Source organism: Streptomyces sp. NPDC031497 (assembly GCF_055580905.1).
This window is the reverse complement of record NZ_JBVIKO010000013.1, coordinates 1-19,526: the sequence shown is the minus strand read 5'-3', so window position 1 is coordinate 19,526 and position 19,526 is coordinate 1. Positions and strand designations below refer to the sequence as shown.

Annotated in this window: 20 protein-coding genes; 6 read left to right on the top strand and 14 right to left on the bottom strand. The window is 73.3% G+C overall.

Annotated features, from left to right (window positions below):
- The first annotated feature begins 69 nt into the window (after positions 1-69).
- Positions 70-768 (top strand): response regulator transcription factor, encoded by a 699-nt coding sequence (locus tag ACZ5K7_RS25875; RefSeq protein ID WP_351710683.1) that lies wholly within the window; start codon positions 70-72, stop codon positions 766-768.
- 103 nt (positions 769-871) lie between these two features.
- Here the strand turns inward: ACZ5K7_RS25875 and ACZ5K7_RS25870 are convergent, their stop codons facing one another.
- The 8 genes from ACZ5K7_RS25870 to ACZ5K7_RS25835 all read right to left on the bottom strand — a co-directional run bounded on the left by ACZ5K7_RS25870 (position 872) and on the right by ACZ5K7_RS25835 (position 11,152).
- Positions 872-2,266, bottom strand: a complete 1,395-nt coding sequence (locus ACZ5K7_RS25870) for an EsaB/YukD family protein (RefSeq protein WP_468916622.1) — start codon at positions 2,264-2,266, stop codon at positions 872-874.
- A 49-nt stretch (positions 2,267-2,315) separates the two neighbouring features.
- A complete protein-coding gene (locus ACZ5K7_RS25865) occupies positions 2,316-2,639 on the bottom strand; it encodes a WXG100 family type VII secretion target (RefSeq protein WP_351710679.1) in 324 nt (107 codons plus the stop codon).
- Positions 2,640-2,704: 65 nt separating this feature from the next.
- A complete protein-coding gene (locus ACZ5K7_RS25860) occupies positions 2,705-3,028 on the bottom strand; it encodes a WXG100 family type VII secretion target (RefSeq protein ID WP_351710677.1) in 324 nt (107 codons plus the stop codon).
- 205 nt (positions 3,029-3,233) lie between these two features.
- Positions 3,234-5,777 (bottom strand): hypothetical protein, encoded by a 2,544-nt coding sequence (locus ACZ5K7_RS25855; RefSeq protein ID WP_468916618.1) that lies wholly within the window; start codon positions 5,775-5,777, stop codon positions 3,234-3,236.
- A gap of 131 nt (positions 5,778-5,908) precedes the next feature.
- Entirely contained in the window at positions 5,909-8,407 is a 2,499-nt protein-coding gene (locus tag ACZ5K7_RS25850; RefSeq protein ID WP_468916616.1) for a hypothetical protein, read from the bottom strand.
- Between the two features lie 201 nt (positions 8,408-8,608).
- Entirely contained in the window at positions 8,609-9,046 is a 438-nt protein-coding gene (locus ACZ5K7_RS25845; protein WP_468916613.1) for a YybH family protein, read from the bottom strand.
- Positions 9,047-9,092: 46 nt separating this feature from the next.
- Positions 9,093-9,929, bottom strand: coding sequence for an EamA family transporter (locus ACZ5K7_RS25840; protein WP_468916611.1), 837 nt, complete (start codon positions 9,927-9,929; stop codon positions 9,093-9,095).
- On the bottom strand, positions 9,929-11,152 hold the full coding sequence (locus tag ACZ5K7_RS25835) for a Glu/Leu/Phe/Val dehydrogenase dimerization domain-containing protein (protein ID WP_468916608.1): 1,224 nt from the start codon (positions 11,150-11,152) through the stop codon (positions 9,929-9,931). The genes ACZ5K7_RS25840 and ACZ5K7_RS25835 overlap by 1 nt, the downstream gene beginning before the upstream one ends.
- 274 nt (positions 11,153-11,426) lie before the next feature.
- On the opposite strand from ACZ5K7_RS25835, the gene ACZ5K7_RS25830 reads away from it, so the two are divergent.
- Positions 11,427-11,876, top strand: coding sequence for a MarR family winged helix-turn-helix transcriptional regulator (locus ACZ5K7_RS25830; protein WP_468916932.1), 450 nt, complete (start codon positions 11,427-11,429; stop codon positions 11,874-11,876).
- Positions 11,877-11,939: 63 nt separating this feature from the next.
- Here ACZ5K7_RS25830 and ACZ5K7_RS25825 read toward each other — a convergent pair whose 3' ends face one another.
- Entirely contained in the window at positions 11,940-13,070 is a 1,131-nt protein-coding gene (locus ACZ5K7_RS25825) for an ABC transporter permease (RefSeq protein ID WP_468916606.1), read from the bottom strand.
- 193 nt (positions 13,071-13,263) lie between these two features.
- Positions 13,264-14,049 carry an SDR family NAD(P)-dependent oxidoreductase gene (locus ACZ5K7_RS25820; protein WP_468916604.1) on the bottom strand — a complete coding sequence of 262 codons (786 nt, stop codon included), beginning with the start codon at positions 14,047-14,049 and terminating at the stop codon, positions 13,264-13,266.
- A gap of 270 nt (positions 14,050-14,319) precedes the next feature.
- Between ACZ5K7_RS25820 and ACZ5K7_RS25815 the strand changes: the two genes are divergently transcribed.
- On the top strand, positions 14,320-14,985 hold the full coding sequence (locus ACZ5K7_RS25815; RefSeq protein ID WP_468916602.1) for a TetR/AcrR family transcriptional regulator: 666 nt from the start codon (positions 14,320-14,322) through the stop codon (positions 14,983-14,985).
- A gap of 286 nt (positions 14,986-15,271) precedes the next feature.
- Positions 15,272-16,345, top strand: a complete 1,074-nt coding sequence (locus ACZ5K7_RS25810; RefSeq protein WP_468916600.1) for an alkene reductase — start codon at positions 15,272-15,274, stop codon at positions 16,343-16,345.
- Between the two features lie 25 nt (positions 16,346-16,370).
- On the opposite strand, the gene ACZ5K7_RS25805 is transcribed toward ACZ5K7_RS25810, so the two are convergent.
- Positions 16,371-16,694, bottom strand: a complete 324-nt coding sequence (locus ACZ5K7_RS25805; RefSeq protein WP_468916599.1) for a hypothetical protein — start codon at positions 16,692-16,694, stop codon at positions 16,371-16,373.
- A 107-nt stretch (positions 16,695-16,801) separates the two neighbouring features.
- Positions 16,802-17,176 carry a four-helix bundle copper-binding protein gene (locus ACZ5K7_RS25800; RefSeq protein ID WP_351710655.1) on the bottom strand — a complete coding sequence of 125 codons (375 nt, stop codon included), beginning with the start codon at positions 17,174-17,176 and terminating at the stop codon, positions 16,802-16,804.
- Positions 17,177-17,314: 138 nt separating this feature from the next.
- On the opposite strand from ACZ5K7_RS25800, the gene ACZ5K7_RS25795 reads away from it, so the two are divergent.
- Positions 17,315-17,680, top strand: coding sequence for a DUF6479 family protein (locus tag ACZ5K7_RS25795; RefSeq protein WP_351710653.1), 366 nt, complete (start codon positions 17,315-17,317; stop codon positions 17,678-17,680).
- Positions 17,681-17,682: 2 nt separating this feature from the next.
- On the opposite strand, the gene ACZ5K7_RS25790 is transcribed toward ACZ5K7_RS25795, so the two are convergent.
- Both ACZ5K7_RS25790 and ACZ5K7_RS25785 read right to left on the bottom strand, forming a co-directional pair.
- Entirely contained in the window at positions 17,683-18,138 is a 456-nt protein-coding gene (locus ACZ5K7_RS25790; RefSeq protein WP_468916595.1) for an RpiB/LacA/LacB family sugar-phosphate isomerase, read from the bottom strand.
- A 97-nt stretch (positions 18,139-18,235) separates the two neighbouring features.
- The gene (locus ACZ5K7_RS25785; RefSeq protein ID WP_351710649.1) at positions 18,236-18,631 is read right to left on the bottom strand and encodes a peptidoglycan-binding domain-containing protein; all 396 of its coding nucleotides are present in this window, start codon (positions 18,629-18,631) and stop codon (positions 18,236-18,238) included.
- Between the two features lie 533 nt (positions 18,632-19,164).
- Here ACZ5K7_RS25785 and ACZ5K7_RS25780 point away from each other — a divergent pair.
- The coding region (locus tag ACZ5K7_RS25780) for a DNA-directed RNA polymerase subunit alpha (protein ID WP_468916593.1) at positions 19,165-19,526 on the top strand (362 nt) is incomplete at its 3' end.

Genomic DNA, 19,526 nt, shown 5'->3' with positions numbered 1-19,526 from the left:
GATGGGGGCTGACGCGGCGACTACGTTCGTACTCAGGAACTCACCAAACCTGAGAATGGCAGGAGCGCCATGTCCCCCCAGATTTCTCAGATCGCCGTCGTCGAGCAGCACAGCCTCGTGCGCCTGGGTCTGGAGACCCTGCTCTCCGGCAGCTCCCTGCTGCGGGTGGTCGCGCTGGCCGCGGACCCCGCGCAGTTGCCGGAAGCCGACGCGCAGCGCCTGGACGTCGTCGTCTACGGCGCTCCGCCGCAACCCGGACCGTCGCTCGCCAAGACCGTCGCCGCCCTCACGCAGTGCGGACGGGTGCTGGTGGTCGCCGACTTCGCGGGCTGGCAGCCGGTGACCGACGCGCTGCGCGCCGGGGCCTACGGCTGTGTCGGCAAGCAGGCGGGAGAGCAGGAGCTGCTGCGCGCGGTGGAGACGGTCGCGCTGGGCGGTCTGCACATCGCGCCCGGCCTCGCCACCCGGCTCCACCACGAGCTGCGGCAGCCCGCCGGCACCCCCGTCCCGGCCCTCGCCCACCGGGAGCGGGAGGCATTGCGGCTGCTGGCCACGGGGCTGACGCACGGTCAGATCGCCCGGCGGATGGGACTGACGGAGGCCACGGTCAGCACCTACGTGAAGCGGATCAGGAACAAGCTGAACGTCCGCAACAAGGCGGACCTCACCCGGAAGGCGATCGAACTCGGCCTGCTCCAGGAGGACGAGTTCCGCAGCCCCGCGCTCGCCGGCGGCTTCTCCCCCGCCGGGTACTCCTCCGCCGCCTGACATCGCGCCGTGTCCTTCCCGCAAAGCCCCGTCGTGACCGCCGACCCGCACAGCCTTGTGCGGGTCGGCGGTCACAGTCGTACGGTCGTTTGTTGATGGTCCGTCAGATGTGGCGCCCCAGGCTGACGATGGCGCCGAACGCGCCGAACGTCGCCACCGCCAGGGCGACACTTCCGCCGGCCAGGACCGAGCCGAAGCCGGCCAGCCACCGGGGCCGTGCCATCGCCGGCAGGTCCGGGCGGCGCATCATGCGCCGGAATCCGTAGACCAGGAGCACGGCCGCGGTCAGGGCGCTGCACACGGGCCCCAGCCAGCTCCCCGAGCCGAAGCGCTCGGGGCCGGTGATCAGCAGGGTGAACAGCCCGGCGGTACCGGCCACCAGCAGCGGCACCACCTCGGCGACCAGCCGGGCCGACCCGGCGCGCAGCAGGGCCGCGAGCCCCAGCAGCCCGGCCGCGAGGTTGGCGTACGGGGAACCCGAGGCCGCCATGACCACAAGGCCGCCGCCGAGGACCAGGCTCAGGGCGCCGCTCCAGGTCGCCAGCAGGACGGTCGCGGCGCGCACGGCGCGGGCGACCTCGTCGTCGCGGGGTTCCTCCTGCACCCGCATCCTGACCCGCCGCCAGGTGAAGGCCACCGTGCCGCTGACGGCCGAGGGCACGACGGTGAGCAGGGCGAACACGACCACGGCGACCACGCAGGCCGTCTGGATCCCGCTGGCCCGCAGCGCCGCGAGGCCGATGCCGAGCACCGCCGCGACGGCGGCCGTGAACAGGGTGGCGGAGGTGGTCACCGCCGGCGCCGCCACGGCGGCGAGGAAGGCGCCGAGCAGTGCGCCGAAGGCCAGGGCGGCAACGGCCAGCCCGGTCCTGGTCATGACGCCTTCCACACCGAGCTGTTCGGTGCCGTAGCCCAGGGCGGCGGACCAGGCGCACAGGGCCAGCGCGGGCACCGCGCACAGGGCCAGCGTCATCCGCAGGGCCGCCGGGACGGACCAGCCGCGCTCCATCGCGACCCACGCCAGCACGGGCAGGGCGAGCCCCGCGGCCAGCGCGAGGTCGAGCAGGACGCCCGTGCCCGGGCGGTGCCGGGCGGCGAGCACGAACAGGGTGGCGACGAGCCAGCCCAGGGCGAGCGCGGTCAGGGTGTACGTGCGGGAGCGGGCGTCCCAGCGGCGGTCCAGGGCGCCCTCGGAGACCTCGGCGACCCGTTCGGCGACGTCGTGCACGACCGGGTCGTCCAGCTCGTCGGCGGTGGCATCACGCAGGTAGAGGACCTGCCCGTCGGTGACGCCCAGTTCCGAGAGCGACCACTCCGGGGCGAAGGGACTCCCGGTCGCCGCGCCCAGGGTCCAGGCCGCCGGCATGATGTCGGACTCCCGCTGGTCGCACAGACGGGCCAGGGTGTCGGCATAGCTCACGATCGGGGCGCCGGCCGGGACCGCGAGGTCCACCTTCCGGCGCTCGCCGACGACGGTGATACGGCAGTGCTCATCCACGATGACGATTCCTCAGGGATGCAGGGGTGTTCCGCCGCCGGGGCGACGGTCAGCGGTGCTGCCAGGTACGGGAGTTGGCCCACTCGGCCTCGGAGTAGTTGTTCCAGTTGACGTGCATCGCGTTGGCGATCTCGCCGAGCACGCCGCCCGGGCCGAAGAGACCGTTGGCGGCGTAGTTCCACTCCGCTTCCAGGCCCTCGAAGTACTGCTGTGCGGCGCCGTTCCAGTCCCCGCCGGCGAGGACCGGCTGGAGCTTGTTGATGAGGTCGTGGAGCTCGTCCGCGATGGTCTGGGCGACGCCGTTGATGTGCGTGCCCGAGCCGGCGAGCTCCTCCTTGACCATGAGGTTCGCGCCGTCGACGTTTCCTGCCATGATTCACTCCCTGGTGGTTCCGGATGCCGTGTGGGACGGTCGGGAAAGGCTGATCTGACGATGCGTCAGCTGAGGTTGGCACTCGACAGACCGGCCTCGATGTTGTTGATCGAGGTGATGTTCTGCTGCTCCGTGTCGGTGTAGTTGACGTAGTTGCCGCGCAGCCCGCTGGCGATGTCGGTGAGCGCGTCGTGGAGCATGCGGGAGTAGATGTCGTACTCCTGCATGAGGGCCTGGAAGGTGTCCTGGGCGATGCCCTGCCACCAGCCCTCCATGTTGACCACGTAGGTCTTGAGGTCCGAGAGTTGCCCCTGGATCTCCGCGGCCGTGCTGTCGCACGACGTCGCCGCCAGCGAAATCTGCTCCGGTGTCACCTTGAAGTCGGTCACCGTACTGCTCCTCTCCGGGTGGCCTGATACCGGTCCAGTTCAGCGTCGCAGCGACCGCGGGAGGTCGACAGATCCCCATTCCGGTGTCCCCGAGGCCCGGCGGACGGTGTCCTGGTCCGGAGCCGTGCTCATCCGGACACGCCAGAAGTCCCTTGCATGGCAAGGGACTTGATGTGACGTCACATGGAACTCCGGGCCTGGGTGCTCAGGGACCCTCGCCCACGGAACCGGCGCACCGCTCCGGCCAGCCTCCGCCGCCGGTCTGGCCGCCCCGGCCGCGCAGCGCCTCGTCCAGGCCGGCCAGCGCGGCCCGGTCGGCCTCGCCCAGTTCGGCGTTCGTGTCCTGGCCCGGTGCGGACGCCGGTGCACCGCCCGAGGCGGGCAGTTCGCGCAGCAGGACGACCGGGGACGGCCCGGCGCGCCTGACGTCGAGGATCATGAAGGGTGTGCCGGGGGCGAACACCACCTCCTGGACCTCCTCGGGCCCGTCGGGGGCGTGGAACAGCGGCCTGGCGAGCCGGCCGGTCACCGACCAGATCGCGTACCGGGGGCCGGGTGGCCGGCCCGCTCCCCCGGCCGCGCGCACGCCGCTGAGCGGGGCGCGGTCCCGGAGTACGGTGCCGGGGCGCAGCGGGTCGTTCTCCGGGTCCTCCGCGTGCGGCAGTGCGGAGCCCGCGCCGCGCAGGACCGCGCCCCGGTGCGTCGGCAGCCGGCGCAGCGCCGACACCAGGCAGGCGGCGAACGGCAGGAGCCGGTCGTCGCGGCCGTGGCAGGCGGCGGCCAGCGCGTGGTGGTCGAGCAGGCCGCCCGCCTCGTCGAGGTGGAGCCGAAGCGCCGTCAGGTCCGCTTCGGCGGCTTCCCGTTCGGCGTCAGCCATGGCCGGCAGCCTGCCGAGCGCGCGGGCGACGGCGGGCGCGTGCCGCTCCCAGGCCGGGCCGGCGAGCAGCCGCAGGGCCGTGTGCTCCGCGGGACTGCTGCGGTGGCCGGTACGGAAGGACGACCGGGCGAGCGCCGGCCGTACCGGCTCGGTGGCGTCGAGGCGGGGCGGGCCCGGCCGGGGTGTCGGCCCCTCCGCGGAGGCAGCAACCGGTGTAGGCCGCCGGCTCAGGTACTCCCACGCCTCGTCGAGATCGGGCCCGGCGGGCGGGTCGGGGACCACCGGTTGCCGGGGCGCCGCGAGCTCCTCCCGTCCCCGGATCAGATGCTCCCAGGCTCCGGCGAGATCCGGCGCGGCGACCGGATCGGCGGCGGTGCGGGGCACGGCCGGTGCGGCGACCGGACCGGTCGTGGTGCGGGGCACGGCCGGTGCGGCGACCGGACCGGTCGTGGTGCGGGGCACGGCCGGGTCCGCCGTGGTGCGGGGCACGGCTGGTGCGACTTCGGCGACCGGGGTGCGCGCGTACGGGACGACCTCGGCCCCGCCGGACCCGGCCGGTGCCGGGGCCGACGGGGCCTGGGTGCGCACACCGTGGCGGGTGGCCAGTTCGCGCAGTGCGGGAGCATCGTCCGCGGTGGTGCCGTACACCTGGAGCGTGGCGCCCGCGCACACCCGCGGCGGCAGCGAGCCGAGCAGGCGGTCCAGCGCGGGCCACAGCGAGTGGTCCGGCCGCTCCCCCGGGACACCGGCCTCGACGACCGGGCCCTCCGGGCCGACCGCGAGTCCCGCACCCGGGCGGACGGCACCGTGCGTACCGACCCACAGCCCCGCCCGGGTCACCGTCACCCACCAGCGGTCGGTGAGGCGGACGGCGCCGTCCGGCGTGCCGTCCGCGCCGGGGAGCGGTGCCGCACAGCCCAGCAGCCGGGGTTCCCGACCAGGGTGGCACTCGGCGGCGTTGACGAACGGCAGCCAGCCGATGGCACCGTCCGCCCCGAGCACGACGGAGCGGACACCTCGGGTGCCTCCGGACGGGCCGTCGGTGAGCAGCGGCAGCCCGGTGGCGGCCACCACCGGAGCGCCGAGCCGGTCGGCCACGTGCTGGGCGAGCGGCAGCAGGTCACCGGGGCCGCCGGGCGCCAACCGCACGCCGTCGCGCACCGGTTCGGGCAGGACGGACAGCAGAGCGGCGACGTCGTCCGCCGCCACCTCGTCGCCCGGCAGGCCGCCCACCACCACGGTGAGCCGGCGGGGGTCGAGCGGAACGGTGTGGTAGAGATCGCCCACAACCGTGCCGGGCGCCCGCGCGGGCCGCAGCAACAGGCCAGCGGGGATCCGCTCGATCACGTGCCCGCCCGTGGTGTGTCCGGGAACCGCGTCGAGCGCGACCTCCCACGCGGGTCGCGGGCAGCGCGCGCCGATCGGCACCGGGGAAGCGGCACCGGGGGCGAACCCCAGCCAGCCGCCGGGGGCGTACAGCGAGCCACCGGGCACGGTGTGCACCGCGGCGGCAGGAGCCTCCACAGTGACACCCCAGCCGTCGGCGATCCGCCGGGCCAACGCCGGGTGGCCCGGCCGTTCCCCGCCCGTGCCCGCCATCGCCAGGCGTAGGGCGGTACGGCCGGACGCGCGCAGCGAGTCGAGCAGTCCGCTCAGGCGGGGCCAGAAGTCCGCCTGCGCCATGGTCCCCGGGTCGGAGAGCAGCGTCACCGTCGGGTCGCCGGCCCAGCGCAGCACACGCACGATGTCGTCGACATCGGCGTAGCCCGCCGGCGCGGGGGTGCCGGAGCGCAGCACCACCAGGCGGTCGTGCTCCTCGATGCGCACAGCCGCGTCACCCACGGTGGCCCGGCCGGTGGTTGCCTGTGCCATCCCGGCTCACTTTCGGGTCGATATCGAGGCACGGTGCGGGCTACGACGCCGGTACGGCCGTCCGGCGCGCGGTCGGGGGCTTCCGCCTCGTCCGCCACGGCGCCGCGCACCCGTTCCTGGTCCGTTCCGCATCAGGAACGTCCCGCCACGGCCGAGCACGAGGTGGCGACCGCGTCCTCGTCGCCCCGGCCGACGACCGACGACTGCGGCGACAGGACACCGGTGTTCCTCGCCTGCCTGCCCGCCACCACCGGAACGGGCTCCCGCGGCGCAACCACCCGCCGCACCCGCGCGGCAGCGCCGGTGGCAGCGGCAGTGGCATCGCCGGCCACCGGAGACGTCCGCGGCTCAGCGACGGCCGAGGGCGTCCGCGCCTCGACGACAGCCGGAGACATCCGCGCCTCGGCAACAGCCGGAGGCGTCCGCGCCTCGGCGACAGCCGGAGGCGTCCGCGGCCCTCCGGCAGCCGCAAGCGCCAGCGCCTCAGGCTCGCTGACGGCCGAAGACGACCGCGACCCGCCGACAGTCTGCGCCGGCCGCGGCTCGTCGACGGCCGCGGTGGTCCCCTGCTCGCTGACAGCCGCGCGCGGCCGGTGGCCGCTGATCGCCGGAGGCGTCCGGTGGTGGTCGTGGGCCGCCGGCGGGGTCGTCACCGGGACCGGTACGGCGGACGGCAGATGCGGTGCGGGCGGAGTGGCGTGCGCGGCCTCCAACTGCTCCCGGTAGCGTTCCGCGGCGCGCAGCCAACGGTCGTTCGGGCCCGGCACCTTCTGCCGCAGGGAGATGATCGACGGCGCGATGCGCAGGGCGAGGGCGATGTCGGCGGTGTCCCGCCAGCAGGCGTCCGCGTTGCCGGCGGCCTGCTCGGCGTCCACGCTGTCCATGCCGGCGGTCACCAGCAGGCTGAACGCCACCCGCCGGTAGAGGTCCGCCGCGAGGGCGTTGTGTCCGGCGAGCCGCATCACGTGCGCCCTGATCTGGCGGATCTGCAGTGACGTGGGGTGCTCCGAGCCGTGGGCGGTGAACGCCTCGCGCTCGAGCGCGGTGGCGAGGGTCGTGGCGTCGTCGTACCGGCCCCCGTTGGCGGCCTGCACGATGCCGCCGATCCGCTCGCGGTAGCGGGAGAACCCGTCCGGCGCCGGTGCCTCCCCGGCCGGCGCGACAGCGGCCTGCGCGTCGGCGGCCGGTTCGGGCAGGGCGTCCGGGTCGGCCCCGGCGGTCGGCGGCCACAGCATCCGGACGCCGTGCTGTACGGCGAGCCTGCGCAGCATCCGGCTCTCCTCGGCCGAGCGGCCGGGGGCGTGCAGGACGGCGTACTCGCGTGCCTCGGGGTCGAGATAGTCGAGCACATGCGACAGGGCGGACCAGCAGGTCTCGTCGAGCGGCTGGTCCGACGGGCCGATCTCGACGGCGAGTTGGTCCGCGAGCACGGGGCGGTCGGCGAGCGGCAGAGGCTGTCCGACGGGTCCGAGGGCGAGCCCGGACCGGGTCATGGCGACCTGCCACCGCTCCGACAGCCGGACCACTCCGGCGTCCTGTTCCCGAGCGTCGGGCACCGGGGAGCGCCAGCGCAGCAGCCGGGGGCCGGCGGCCTCCTCGTCGCCGGACGCGGCGGGGCGGCAGACCACGGCTTCGACGTAGGGCCGCCAGGTGGGCCGGCCCGTGCCGTCGACGAGGACCGACCCGGGCACGGCATCGGCATCGGCACCGGCGTCCGGCGCCACGGTCCGGGCCGCCAGGGGCGGGCCGGTCAGCACCTCCACCTCGACATCCAGCGCGTCGGCGACCTGCTGGACGGCGGGCAGCAGGTCGCCTTCGGCGCCGGGTGCGACGCGGATCCGCGCACGCACCGCGGCCGGCAGCGCGGCGAGCAGCGCGGCCAGGTCGTCGGCGGGGATCCGGGCGCCGCCGCCGGGGCCCGGCACTCCGACCAGCACGGTCGGGTGGCCGGTGTCGACGGGCACCGCGTGGCACAACGCGCCGGGGGCGGGTGGCGGTGTCCCCGGGGGCTGGAGCAGAACACCGGCGGGGACGGGGCGGACGGTGTATCCGCCGGCCGTGCGTTCGGGCAGTGCCGCGAAGGCGGTCTGCCAGCCGGGAGCCGGATGGCGGACGCCGAGCGGTGTCGGGTCCGTGCCGGGCTGGAAGAGCTGCCAGCCACCGGACGGCTCGGCGGGGTCGGGGACGAAGAGGGTGCCGCCGGGGACGAGCAGCGCGCTGCCCGCGGGGGCGATCACGCCGAACCCCCAGGCGTCGGCGATCCGCTGGGCCAGCGCGGGCCGGTCGGCGCCCCCGCTGCCCGCGCCCGAGACGACCAGGCGCAGGGTGGTCGTACCGTCCTCCCGGAGCGTGTCGAGGACGTCGCCGAGCCGGGTCCACAGCGCCGGCGGCACCGGGCCGTCCACGCCGACGACGACGGTGGCGACGGTCTGGCCCCCTTCGGCGCCCAGCGACCGGGCGAGTTCGGCCACGTCGTCCGGGCCGGGGACGGCTTGTTCGGTGGGGCGCAGCAGCGTCAGCCCGTCGTACCGGTCGACGAGGACGGGCGTGTCGAGCTCTCCCGCCGTGCCGTCGGGCTGCTGGCCCCGGCCCGGTGCCAAGCGCGTGAAGAGAGTGCCCCAGCGGGACATGAACTGCTCCTTCCGTGACGGCATGCCGCCCTGCGCGGGCGTAGGTCCATGGGCGGCCTGCCGTCCCTGCGGAGCACCGCCGCCCGCGTGCGGGGGTCCGCCGTGGTGACGGTCCCCGCCGCGACGGGTCGGCCGCGCGGGTTCCCGGCCGCCTCCGCATACAGCTACGGATGGCCGGCAGGATCGGTTCGCCGCTCGCGGTTACGAGGGGTCGCCCGGTACCTGCCGGTCCGGGCCGAGCGGGGGGACGGCGGCCGGTGACAGGTGCTCGTGCACGCCGAGCCAGCGGCCGTCGGCCTCCCGGCGGAAGACGATGGTCTCCCGCTCGTGGAGGGTCTCCTCGCCGGCGTCGGTGGAGATGCGGGTCTCGACGGAGTGGGTGAACACCGCGGTGTCGCCCCAGAGTTGGACCATCCGGTCGTAGGAGAGACAGTTCAGCACGCGGAAGCCGTCCTCCAGCACCCAGCGCGCCATGACCCGCCGGTACTCGGCGACGGACTCGATGCGCTGCTCGGCGGTGTGGAAGACGAAGGTCGCGTCCGGGGCGAAGGTCGTGAAGTAGTCGTTCAGGCGTCCCTCGGCGTAGGCGGCCACGAGGTCGTCGGCGGCCTGGAGTACCTGTTTCTGGTCGTCGCTCATGTCGGTGTCTCTCCGGAGGAGGAAGGGGTGGGTGGGGGCGGCGGTGCTAGACGGCCACGAGGAGCAGCGCCCCGGCACCCAGACACAGCCCGAGCGCCTGAGGTACCGTCACGCGTTCGCCGTCGAGCACGAGTGCGAGCACCACGGTGGCCGCCGGGTAGAGGGACACGATCGGACCGACCACGCTCAGCAGCCCCCGGTCCGTCGCGAACAGGCAGAAGGCGAAGGCGGCCGAGTCGAGCGCCCCGGCCAGTACCACGGCCAGCCACGGCACGGGCGCGCCGCCCGCCTTCGGCCACCCGCGCAGCGCGCCCGGAGCCACGCACAGGATGGAGACGGCGCGGGCGCCCACCAGCGGCCACAGGCCGGCGTCCGGTCCCGGATGGGAGATGAACACCAGCTGGAGTCCGAGCGCTCCGCCGGCCGCCAGGGCCAGCAGCAGGGTGCGCGTCGCGACGGTGGCCTGCCTTATCCGCCCGGCCCGGCTCACCAGGGCGATCGAGAGCACCGCGCAGCAGACCCCGCACAGCGCGAGCGGGCCGGGCGCCGTCTGGACGGCCAGTCCGACCACCAGGGGTACGACGGCCACCGTCACCGCCGTGACAGGTGCCACCAGCACGATTCCCTCGGCCGCCAGCGTCCGGTAGAGCAGCACCAGCCCCAGCAGGCCGAGGGCGCCGGCCCCGAACCCCCAGGCGAGGGCGGACAGTCCGGGCCCGTGCTCGGCGGTCGCCGCCAGCCAGACGGCGATCACCGGGAGGGACAGCACCTGGGAGAGGAACACGACCCGCGTGGCCGGTACGGTCCGCGAGGCCCTGGCGCCGCAGTAGTCCGCCGCGCCCCAGCCGAGCGCCGCCACGGCGGCCAGCAGTGTGGTGACCATCAGGCACCCGTCCGGCTCAGCAGCACGTCGCGTCTGGCATCGGCCAGGTAGCGGGCCGCCTGGCGGGGTGTGCACACGGCGTCCTCCGCGAGCTTCAGCGTCTCCGTCACCAGGTCGCGCAGGGCTCCCCGCACCTTGGACAGGGAGGAGGCGGCGTCCGGGGCGACATCGCCGTAGAGCACCCACCACCACCAGGCGTTGGTCCCGGAGTTGGCGACGACGTCGGGTACGACGACACAGCCTCGGGCGCGGAGCCGCTCCTCCGCGCCCGCTGTCACGGGCAGGTTCGCCGCCTCCACGATGTAGCGGGCCGTGACCCGGTCCTGGTTGTTCTCGTGGACGGTGTAGGAGGTGGCGGCCGGGACCAGCACGTCGGCCGCGAGCGAAAGGCAGTCGTCGCGGTCGAGGAGGACGTCGTCCGGACCGAGCCGGCTGCGGTCGACGGCTCCGTACGCCCGGCGGTGGCGCAGCATGTCCTCCACGGCCAGGCCGCGCGGGTTGGCGACGGTGCCGTGGACGTCGGAGATGCCTACCACCCGGATTCCCGCCTCGTGCAGGAAGCGGGCCGTCGAGCCGCCCATGGCGCCGAAGCCCTGGACGACGGCGGTGGCGGACGTCCGGGAGACGCCGTCCCGGTCCAGGACGGTGAGGACCGCCTCCGCGACCCCGCAGCCGCCGACCAGTTCGGCGAGTCCGATGCCGTCGACCTCGACGGCGAACGCGTCGGAAAATCGTTTCCGCGCCGCCTGCGGGTCGGCGAGGGTGCGCACGACCGGGGCGATGCAGCCGTCCACGCCCAGTTCGCCGAGCACCTCGTCGATGAGTTCCGTGGTGGTGCCGAGGTCGTCGCCGGTCGCCCAGTTGTTCTCCAGGTACGGCCGGATGAAGGCGAGGAAGCGGGAGAGCACGCCGCGTGCCTCGCTGCTGAGCGGGTCGCAGTCGATGCCGCCCTTGGCTCCGCCCATGGGGAGGTAGCGGCCCGTGGGGTCGTAGTGCAGCGCCTCCTTGACGCTCATCGCCGCGGCCAGTTCCCTGACCTCGTCGTGACGGCAGCCTTCGCGCATCCGCAGGCCGCCGCTGGCCAGGCCCCGCACGAGCCGGTCGATGACGAGGAAGCCCTGACGTCCCGTGACGGGGTCGGTCCAGGTGAGTGACGCTTCGGGGGGTCGGGTTGCCGCGCCGCCGGCACGGGCCGCGGGAGGAGTGAGAAGACCGCTGTTCACGGCGATGGGCTCCTAGGGAAAGCCGATGCGGACTGACCACGGAGCGCCACTGGCGGTCGTGGAAGACCCGGAAGCGGTAACTCACGCGCGCTCCGACGGTAGTTCCGGCAGTGGATCACTGGGCAGTCCCCTTTTCGGGGGCATGGCCGGCGCCCCTCTTGGGGACCCTCGTCGCGGTAGCCTCTCCCCGTTCGATCAACTGCACAGGTCACGCGAGGAACCGATGAGCCAGCCGGAGACCCCAGGCGACACGACGGCACCGGCGGACGTACGCATGCCGGATTCCGTCACGGCCGGCGCGCTCAATCACGCGATCCTCCGCGTGGCCCGTCTGCACCGCATGCTGGCCGGCCACCTACTGCGCCGGGTAGGGCTCCACCCCGGCCAGGAGCTGGTCATGATGCAGCTGTGGGACCGGGGCCCGCAGCGGCAGACCGACCTCGTCCGGCTGCTCGGCTCCGACGCCGCCACCATGACGCGCACCGTCCGGCGGCTGGAGAACGCGGGCTTCGTCCGCCGGCATCCCTGTGCCACCGACAAGCGGGTCACCATCATCGAGCCCACGGCGGCCAGCAACGCTCTGCGCGGTGAGGTGGAGCGGGTCTGGATGGACCTGGAGACCAGTGTCGCCGAGGGCATGACCCCGGCCCAGCGGACCGAGGCGGTCGAAGTCCTGAGCCGTATCGAGGAGAGCCTCGCCCGCGCCACGTCACAGCAGACCTGACCGGGACGGGGGCGGACCTCCGCGGCGAGGCCGGGCGGTCTCCGACGGCAGGGTGACAGGCTGTCAGCGTCCTACCGCGAGGTCCGCCGAGCCGGCCGGCTTACGGCGGGCGGCGACGCGGTCCAGGACGTACTGGAGGGTGAGACAGCCCAGGCCCCAGGCGGCCAGGGTGGTGACGGCACCGGTGAGATGCGCGTCGTGGAAGTAGGCGGCGCCCCGGAGCCCGCGTACCGCCGCGGCCGGCGGCAGGACCGAGGCGAGCGGGGAGAGCCAGGCGGGCAGGAAGGTGGTCGGCAGGATGCCGCCGGAGGTGGCGTTGCCGAGGATCAGCAGGACCACGGAGGCGACCGGCATGCCGAGCGGCCCGAACACGCGCAGCAGCACTCCGGCGGCCGCGGCGGCCGCCCACGCCAGCAGGCCCACCACGAGGGTGACCACCGCGAACGGAGCGGGCAGCGCGCTCATAGCGGTGTGCCCGATCAGTGCCACCATCACGCCGGAGGCGGCGGCGAAGACCAGCATCGAGGCGACCCGGACGGCCAGCCGCAGGCGTGGCGCTATCTGGTAGGAGGAGACGGCGAAGAGGAAGCCGGCGAGCACCACGCCGAAGGCGGCGTAGAACACCGACAGTCCGCGGGAGTCGGCCGCCGCCAGGGGCAGTACGTCCTTCACCGGAAGCGGCTTGCCGACCGCGGCGGTCATCGCCGTGGCGAGGCTGGAGACTGTGGACGGGCCCTGTGCGCCGGCGACCAGCAGTCGCGTGCCCCGGCCGTCGGCGACCAGGGCGGCCGGAACCCGGTCGTGGACGACGGCCCGGCGGGCGTCCGCGGCGTCCGCGTACCGGTAGAAGGTGTACCCGTCGGGGGCCGCGTTGTTGAGGGCGAGTTCGGTGCGCGCGGCCACCTTGTCGGAGGCGGCGATGCCCACGGGCTGGTGGCGGGCGGACGGGGCGTGGAAGGCCGCGAGGTACACGGCGACGAACACGGTGCCTATCGCCAGCGCGGTGATCACCGGGACGAGTATCGCCTTCCGGGTGCCGGCGGCCGCCGCGAGCACCGGGGCGGGCAGTCCGGGTTCGGAGTCGACCAGCGCGTGCCTGGCGTGCCGTGCGTGATCGGCGGCCGGGTCGGCGTCCAGGGGGTACGGGGTCGGCTGGGGCGGCGCGCTGACAGAGGGCTGTATGCCGTGGTGCATGGGGCGAGGGCTTTCCGGGTCGGGCGGGCACAGGGCCCTCGTGGTTTTCCAGGGTCGGGCTGGGCGAGGGGCGTTCGTGGCTTGTCGCGAATGGACGAGGGACGGTTTACCTGCCCGGGTGGACGAGGGGCCGTCTACCCGCCCGGGTGGACGAAGGGAGGGTTCGCCGGCCCCGCTTCTTCGGGGTGTCCGCCTAGAACATCCCGCCGTCCAGGCGCAGCGTGCGGCCGGTCATGTAGGCCGCGTCGGCGGAGGCGAGGAAGGCGTATCCGGCGGCGACCTCCGAAGGCTCCGCCAGCCGCCGCAGCGCGACGCCGACCTTCAGCCACTCGGAGAGGTCCTGCTTCCCGGCCAGATCGGGGTGCAGATAGCTCGCGCCGTTCTCGCGGGCCATGTCCGTGGCGGTGCCGCCCGGGGCGATGGCGTTGATGGTGATGCCCTTCCGGCCGAGTTCCGCGGACAGGTTCAGGACCATCGACTCCACCGCCGCCTTGCTCGCGGCGTACAGGGTGTGCCCGAAGAACGCCTTCGACGCACTCACCGACGAGGTCAGCACGATCCGGCCGCCCTCGCCCATGTGGGCGACGGCGTGCTGGACGGCGAACAACTGCCCGCGCGTGTTGACCGCGAAGACACGGTCGAAGTCGGCCGGCGTGATGTTCTCCAGCGCGTCGAAGTGCTCGATGCCGGCGCAGGACGCGAGCACGTCCAGCCGGCCGAACTCGGCGACGGCCCGCTCGACGAGCGCTCCGGTCTGCTCCGGGACGGCGACGTCGGCCTGGACGGCGACGGCGCGCCCGCCGCCGTCGCCCAGCTCGGCGACGAGGGCGTCCGCGGCCTCCTGGTTGCCCCGGTAGCCGATCGCCACCGCCGCGCCCTCCTGGACCAGTCGCCTGGCGACCGCCGCGCCGATGCCACGGCTGCCGCCGGTGACGACCGCCACCTTGCCTTCGAAACGTGCCTTCTGCGCGGATGACACCACTGCTCTTCTCCAGGTCTCCAGGGAAACGTCGGGGGGGGTGCCTCGGGGGGCAACGGCCGCGGCGCCCGAACCCGGCGGGAGGGACGCACCGCGCCCGGGGCGTAGGCGTCCGGACGTCGCCGGTCCACGACGGGCACGCCCACCGTAACACCAACCGCAGGAAATCCTTCGGTTAGCCGCCCACGGGAATTCGGCTGACGTAATCTCGACCCGTCGACCCGCAGTGATCACGTCCGGTCGGCGCGGCCGAGAAAGGACTGGCTCACGGTGGCTTCCCGCACCCCTGGCGACAGCGGCGGACCGCGGCTGCGGGCGGACGCGGCCCGCAACCGGGCGCAGATCCTCGCCGCCGCCCGCACCGCCTTCCGCGAACTGGGCACCGCCGCCCCCCTGGACGAGATCGCCCGCCGCGCCGGCGTGAACATCGCCACGCTCTACCGGCGCTTCCCCGATCGTGAAGCCCTCGTCCAGCAGGTCGTCCTCGACGGGTTCGCCACGGTGGCCGACGCCGCCCGCCGCGCGCTGGACACCGCACCACGGGACCCCCTGGCGGCCGTCGAGGGGTTCCTGCTCCACCTGGTCGACGAACGGGACACACTCGTCCTCCCCCTGATCGGCGGCCCGGTCGCCACCAGCCCCGAAGCGGTCGAGCTCCAGGGCCGGATCGCACCCCTTCTCGAAGAGGTCCTCACCCTCGCCCGCTCCCGGGGCGCGATCCGGCCCGACGTGACGCACATGGACCTGATCACCACCGGGGCGCTGGTCTGCCGTCCCATGCCGTACCTGCCCGCGGAACAGGCCAAGGCCCTGGCCACCCGCCATGTGCGCATCTTCGTGGACGGCCTGCGCCCGAACGACCCTCGCCCGCTGCCGCCCTCCCCGACCCACCGGGAAGTCGCCGCCCACCTGCACATGGACGCGGAGAGCGACTGAGGCCGACCGCGGCGGAGCCAGTGGGGCCGGAACATTTTGCTGGCCACTTAATTCTTTCGCGGCACAGGGAAGCCCTCCGAGGGACCGGGACTCCGATCCCTCCCGGAGCGGATATTCCAGAAATCGCCAGTTCACAGCCCACATGGTCCGCCGCGGCACGACCTCCACCACTCCAAAGCGACGCAGGTCACACATATCGCCAGGAAGACAGGATGCGATTTACTTGTTCGGACAGTAAATGGCCACTCCGGTGGCCGGTCTACCCCATGAACCAAGGATGACGATCATGTCGAAGGCCTTCGAAGCGACCGAGCTCGGCGGCAGGCGCCTGGCCAACCGGATCGTGATGGCGCCGATGACCCGCTCCCGTGCCTACGGCGAGGGCAACAGCCCCACCGATCTGATGGCCGAGTACTACGCCCAGCGCGCCGGCGCCGGACTGATCATCACGGAGGGCACCCAGCCGTCGGTGGTCGGCCAGGGCTACCCCGACACCCCCGGTATCCACTCCGAGGAGCAGATCGCCGCCTGGCGCAAGGTCACCGACGCCGTCCACGCCGAAGGCGGCGTCATCTACCTCCAGCTGATGCACACCGGCCGCGTCGGCCACCCCTCCCTGATGGGCCGCACCCCGGTCGGCCCCTCCGCGGTCAAGGCCGCGGGCCAGGTCTACACCCACGCCGGTCCGCAGGATTTCGTCACGCCGAAGGAGCTCACCAAGGACGAGATCCGGGACACGATCGCGGACTACGCCGACGCGGCCCGCAACGCCGTCGAGGCCGGCTTCGACGGCGTCGAACTGCACGGCGCCAACGGGTACCTCATCCACCAGTTCCTCGCGCCGAACTCCAACACCCGCACCGATGCCTGGGGCGGCGGCCCCGAGCGCCGGATCCGGTTCGCCGTCGAGACCGCCGAGGCCGTCGCCGACGCCATCGGCGCCGACAGGACCGGCTTCCGCATCAGCCCCGGCAACCCGTACAACGACATCGACGAGAGCGACCGGACCGACGTCGACGCCACCTACACCGCCCTCGTCGACGCCCTCGCCCCACTGAATCTGGCCTACCTCCACCAGATGGAGGCCCCCGAGATCCGCGACCTGACCCTGCGCCTGCGCAAGGCCTGGCCCGGCACCTACGTCCTCAACCCGTTCACCGGCATGGAGCCCACCGGCCCGGACGCACTGGCCCTGGTCGACGACGGCACCGCCGACCTCATCGCCTACGGCGCGCTCTTCCTCGCCAACCCCGACCTGCCCGTGCGCCTCGCCCGGGGCGGCCCCTACAACACCCCCGACCGGGCCACCAGCTTCGGCGGCGACCACACCGGCTACACCGACTACCCCGCCCTCGACTGACCCCCATCGGTCACGCCTCTCGGAGCTACGTCTTGATGAGGTATACGAAATATGCGAGCCGCCCCAGTACCACGGCGAAGAGCGCTGCGGGCGGGGCGAGAAACCAGATGCTCAACCAGCGCTTGGCGACCGGGATCAGCGTGATCAGAACGGTCAGAGGTGCCAGGAGACAGACGATGTAGCCGGCGAAGACGACGTCGAAGGGAAACGCCTTGGGCGACAGGTAGGCCACCCAGGTGAAGAAGCCGGTGACGAAGTTCAGGAACGCGAGCACGGGGATGAAGACAACGGCGCCCAGGACGGTGGTGACGGTCAGCCGTCGGCGTACGGGTGTCTCCGGCGATGGCATCTCGGCTCCCCCTGGCAGTGACACCCTGCGCGCAGACTAAGCCGTCGCAAGGGCAGCTGCCGGGGTTCCGCCGAACTGGTGACCGATCTGTTCCCGGAGGTCACCGTTCAGGCCAGGACGGCCATGAACTCCGTGCAGGCCATGGCGCACGCCCGGCAGGCGGCCGCGCTCTCCTCGGCGCCGGGGCGGGTGTCGAATGCCTGCGCGCACTGGAGGCAGATCGTCCGGCACCACTCCAGCTGGATGCGCAGACCGGCCTCGTCCCGGGCGTTCTCCTCGGTCAGCGCCCGGCAGGTTGCGTCGCACACCTCGGCGCACATGATGCCCGTACGGCGTATCCGCTCCAACTCGACCGTCCCGTCGGGATCGAACACGCCGGCGCGCAGCGCACACATGCGAGCACACTCCGTACAGGCCTGTGCGCAGGCGAAACGATCCTCGAGGTACCCGTAGAGCTCCTGTTGAGAAGTCGTCGACGTCATGCACCCCGGGTTGCCGAGGTGCGGGCCCGGCAAACCCGCCGCCGGGGGCGGTTGCGGTTGACCGCCGTCGCGCGCCGTGCGCGGCCGGCCACCGAGCGCGTCCGGTTCGTCCCGTTCTGGGCGGGGTATTCCTTTGCTATGAGTACGGTATCGATGGAGCTGGCCGCTCCCAGCGGCCTGTTGAGTCTCGGGCTGTTCGTGGTGGCGGTGGCCGTACTGGCGATGCTCGCCGGGGGCTTCTGGCTGGGCAACCGCGTCAAGTACCGCGAGTCGCTCCGGCCGCGTCCCGATGAGCAGCCGAAGCTACCGCCGGAGGGCGCGGTCCATGAGATCCGGGAGAACCGCGAGTCGGAGGAGATTCCCCGGATGCCCAAGGGCGGACGTCCGCTCACCCCCTACGAGCTCAGCAATCAGCAGACCAGGCCGAGTACGTCGACGGACCGGCCGCGCTGGAGCAAGGGCAGCAGCGGCTCGTTCGGCGGTGGCGGGCTCGGCGCCCACTGACCCTAGACAGCCCCCCGGCCCGCGTCGAGACGTCCGACGTGGGCCACGTTCCCGAGATCCTCGACGTCCTGGCTCGGCGTTGCCGCGAACCAGGCGTCGAGGATCTCCTTGAGCACCGGCTGCGAGGTCAGGCGCAGGCTCAGGGCGAGGACGTTGGCGTCGTTCCAGCGGCGGGCGCCGTCGGCGGTGTACGCGTCCGTGCACAGGGCGGCGCGGACGCCGGGCACCTTGTTCGCGGCGATCGAGGCGCCGGTGCCGGTCCAGCAGCAGACGATCGCCTGGTCGGCGCCGCCGGAGGCGACCTCACGGGCGGCCGCCTCCGAGCAGACCGCCCACTGCGGGTCGGCGCCTGGCTCCAGCGCGCCGTACGTACGCACCTCGTGACCCCGGCGCCGCAGCTCCTCGACGAGGAGGCGCGCGACAGGTTCGTCCATGTCGGAGGAGACGGAGATCATCATGGTTCTCTCTCTTCTCCCCCGCCCGGAGGGCCAAACTCTCCGCGTCGACGGCACCGCCCACCTCATCGCGGAGCACACGTCAACAGGGCGTGTGAGCTCACCCGTTGCGCAGCCTCGTCCAGGTGTTCGGGCCGATGATGCCGTCGGCGGTCAGGCCGCGGCTGGTCTGGAACGACTTGGCGGCACTGGTGGTGAGGGGGCCGAAGACGCCGTCGACTCCCCTCGGGCCCACGTAGAAGCCCCAGAGCTGGAGCAGGCACTGCGCCTCGCTCACCGTGTTCCCGGCGGCGCCCTCACGGATCGTGGGCGGCGTGAGCCGGTTGTCGAAGCCGCAGAAGGCCGGATCCTTCGCCGCGGAGGGGCCTGCGGCGGCGAACGGGGCAGCGGCGGCGGCCGACGTCCTCGCAGGAGCGGGAGCCGCGGCGGCGACAGCGGCCGCACCGGCCAGCACGAGGACGGCGACGGAGGCTGTGAAACCTCGTTTGATCTGCATGATGCTCCTTCGGGGACGATCGGTGCCGGGCCGGGCGTTCGAGCCGTCCGCACCCGACGAAGCGAGGTAGACGCGGCTGAGCGGCCCCGATACGAGACCGCCCCGACGCCCGCACACCAAGAGTGACTGATTCGACACGTAGAGCAACAGAGCGCGTGAGGTGGCGCGCGGGGCAGGTCATCACCGACAGGCGGCCATCCCCCTGTGGACGCGAACCGGTTCACCCGGGCGCGCGTCCCGAGGACGACGCGTACGCCGTTGCCGCAGGCAGAGCGCCTTCATGAAGTCATCGGCCGACGGAGCACGGACACGTCGTGGGGCTCTCGTTTCGCCTGCCTCCCGGCGCGGGGCCACGCCGGCCGGGGGTCCACGTCCGCGACAGGGGCGGGTGGAGGGGGAGCCGGAAGCCTCCTCGCCGGGATGGAGTCGGGCGGGTCCGGCCTCTTCGCAGGCCTCATCGCCCGTGCCGCCGTACCCTTCGTAGTGTCTACGGCGTCACATAGCGGGCGCCAAACCACTGGAGGCAACACCTCGTGCTCATTGCTCAGCGTCCGTCCCTGACCGAAGAAGTCGTCGACGAGTTCCGGTCCCGGTTCGTGATCGAGCCGCTGGAGCCGGGCTTCGGCTACACCCTCGGCAACTCCCTGCGTCGCACCCTCCTCTCGTCGATTCCCGGCGCTGCTGTCACCAGCATCCGTATCGACGGTGTCCTGCACGAGTTCACCACCGTGCCGGGCGTCAAGGAGGACCTCACCGACCTGATCCTCAACATCAAGCAGCTGGTCGTGAGCAGCGAGCAGGACGAGCCGGTCGTGATGTACCTGCGCAAGCAGGGCCCGGGTCTGGTCACCGCCGCCGACATCGCGCCCCCGGCCGGTGTCGAGGTGCACAACCC

Excerpts from the sequence above, each read along its gene's own strand:
- ACZ5K7_RS25875 (WP_351710683.1), top strand. The coding sequence starts at position 70 with ATGTCCCCCCAGATTTCTCAGATCGCCGTCGTCGAGCAGCACAGCCTC.
- ACZ5K7_RS25865 (WP_351710679.1), bottom strand. The coding sequence starts at position 2,639 with ATGGCAGGAAACGTCGACGGCGCGAACCTCATGGTCAAGGAGGAGCTC.
- ACZ5K7_RS25855 (WP_468916618.1), bottom strand. The coding sequence starts at position 5,777 with ATGGCACAGGCAACCACCGGCCGGGCCACCGTGGGTGACGCGGCTGTG.
- ACZ5K7_RS25850 (WP_468916616.1), bottom strand. The coding sequence starts at position 8,407 with ATGTCCCGCTGGGGCACTCTCTTCACGCGCTTGGCACCGGGCCGGGGC.
- ACZ5K7_RS25845 (WP_468916613.1), bottom strand. The coding sequence starts at position 9,046 with ATGAGCGACGACCAGAAACAGGTACTCCAGGCCGCCGACGACCTCGTG.
- ACZ5K7_RS25840 (WP_468916611.1), bottom strand. The coding sequence starts at position 9,929 with ATGGTCACCACACTGCTGGCCGCCGTGGCGGCGCTCGGCTGGGGCGCG.
- ACZ5K7_RS25830 (WP_468916932.1), top strand. The coding sequence starts at position 11,427 with ATGCCGGATTCCGTCACGGCCGGCGCGCTCAATCACGCGATCCTCCGC.
- ACZ5K7_RS25825 (WP_468916606.1), bottom strand. The coding sequence starts at position 13,070 with ATGCACCACGGCATACAGCCCTCTGTCAGCGCGCCGCCCCAGCCGACC.
- ACZ5K7_RS25810 (WP_468916600.1), top strand. The coding sequence starts at position 15,272 with ATGTCGAAGGCCTTCGAAGCGACCGAGCTCGGCGGCAGGCGCCTGGCC.
- ACZ5K7_RS25805 (WP_468916599.1), bottom strand. The coding sequence starts at position 16,694 with ATGCCATCGCCGGAGACACCCGTACGCCGACGGCTGACCGTCACCACC.
- ACZ5K7_RS25800 (WP_351710655.1), bottom strand. The coding sequence starts at position 17,176 with ATGACGTCGACGACTTCTCAACAGGAGCTCTACGGGTACCTCGAGGAT.
- ACZ5K7_RS25795 (WP_351710653.1), top strand. The coding sequence starts at position 17,315 with ATGAGTACGGTATCGATGGAGCTGGCCGCTCCCAGCGGCCTGTTGAGT.
- ACZ5K7_RS25790 (WP_468916595.1), bottom strand. The coding sequence starts at position 18,138 with ATGATGATCTCCGTCTCCTCCGACATGGACGAACCTGTCGCGCGCCTC.
- ACZ5K7_RS25785 (WP_351710649.1), bottom strand. The coding sequence starts at position 18,631 with ATGCAGATCAAACGAGGTTTCACAGCCTCCGTCGCCGTCCTCGTGCTG.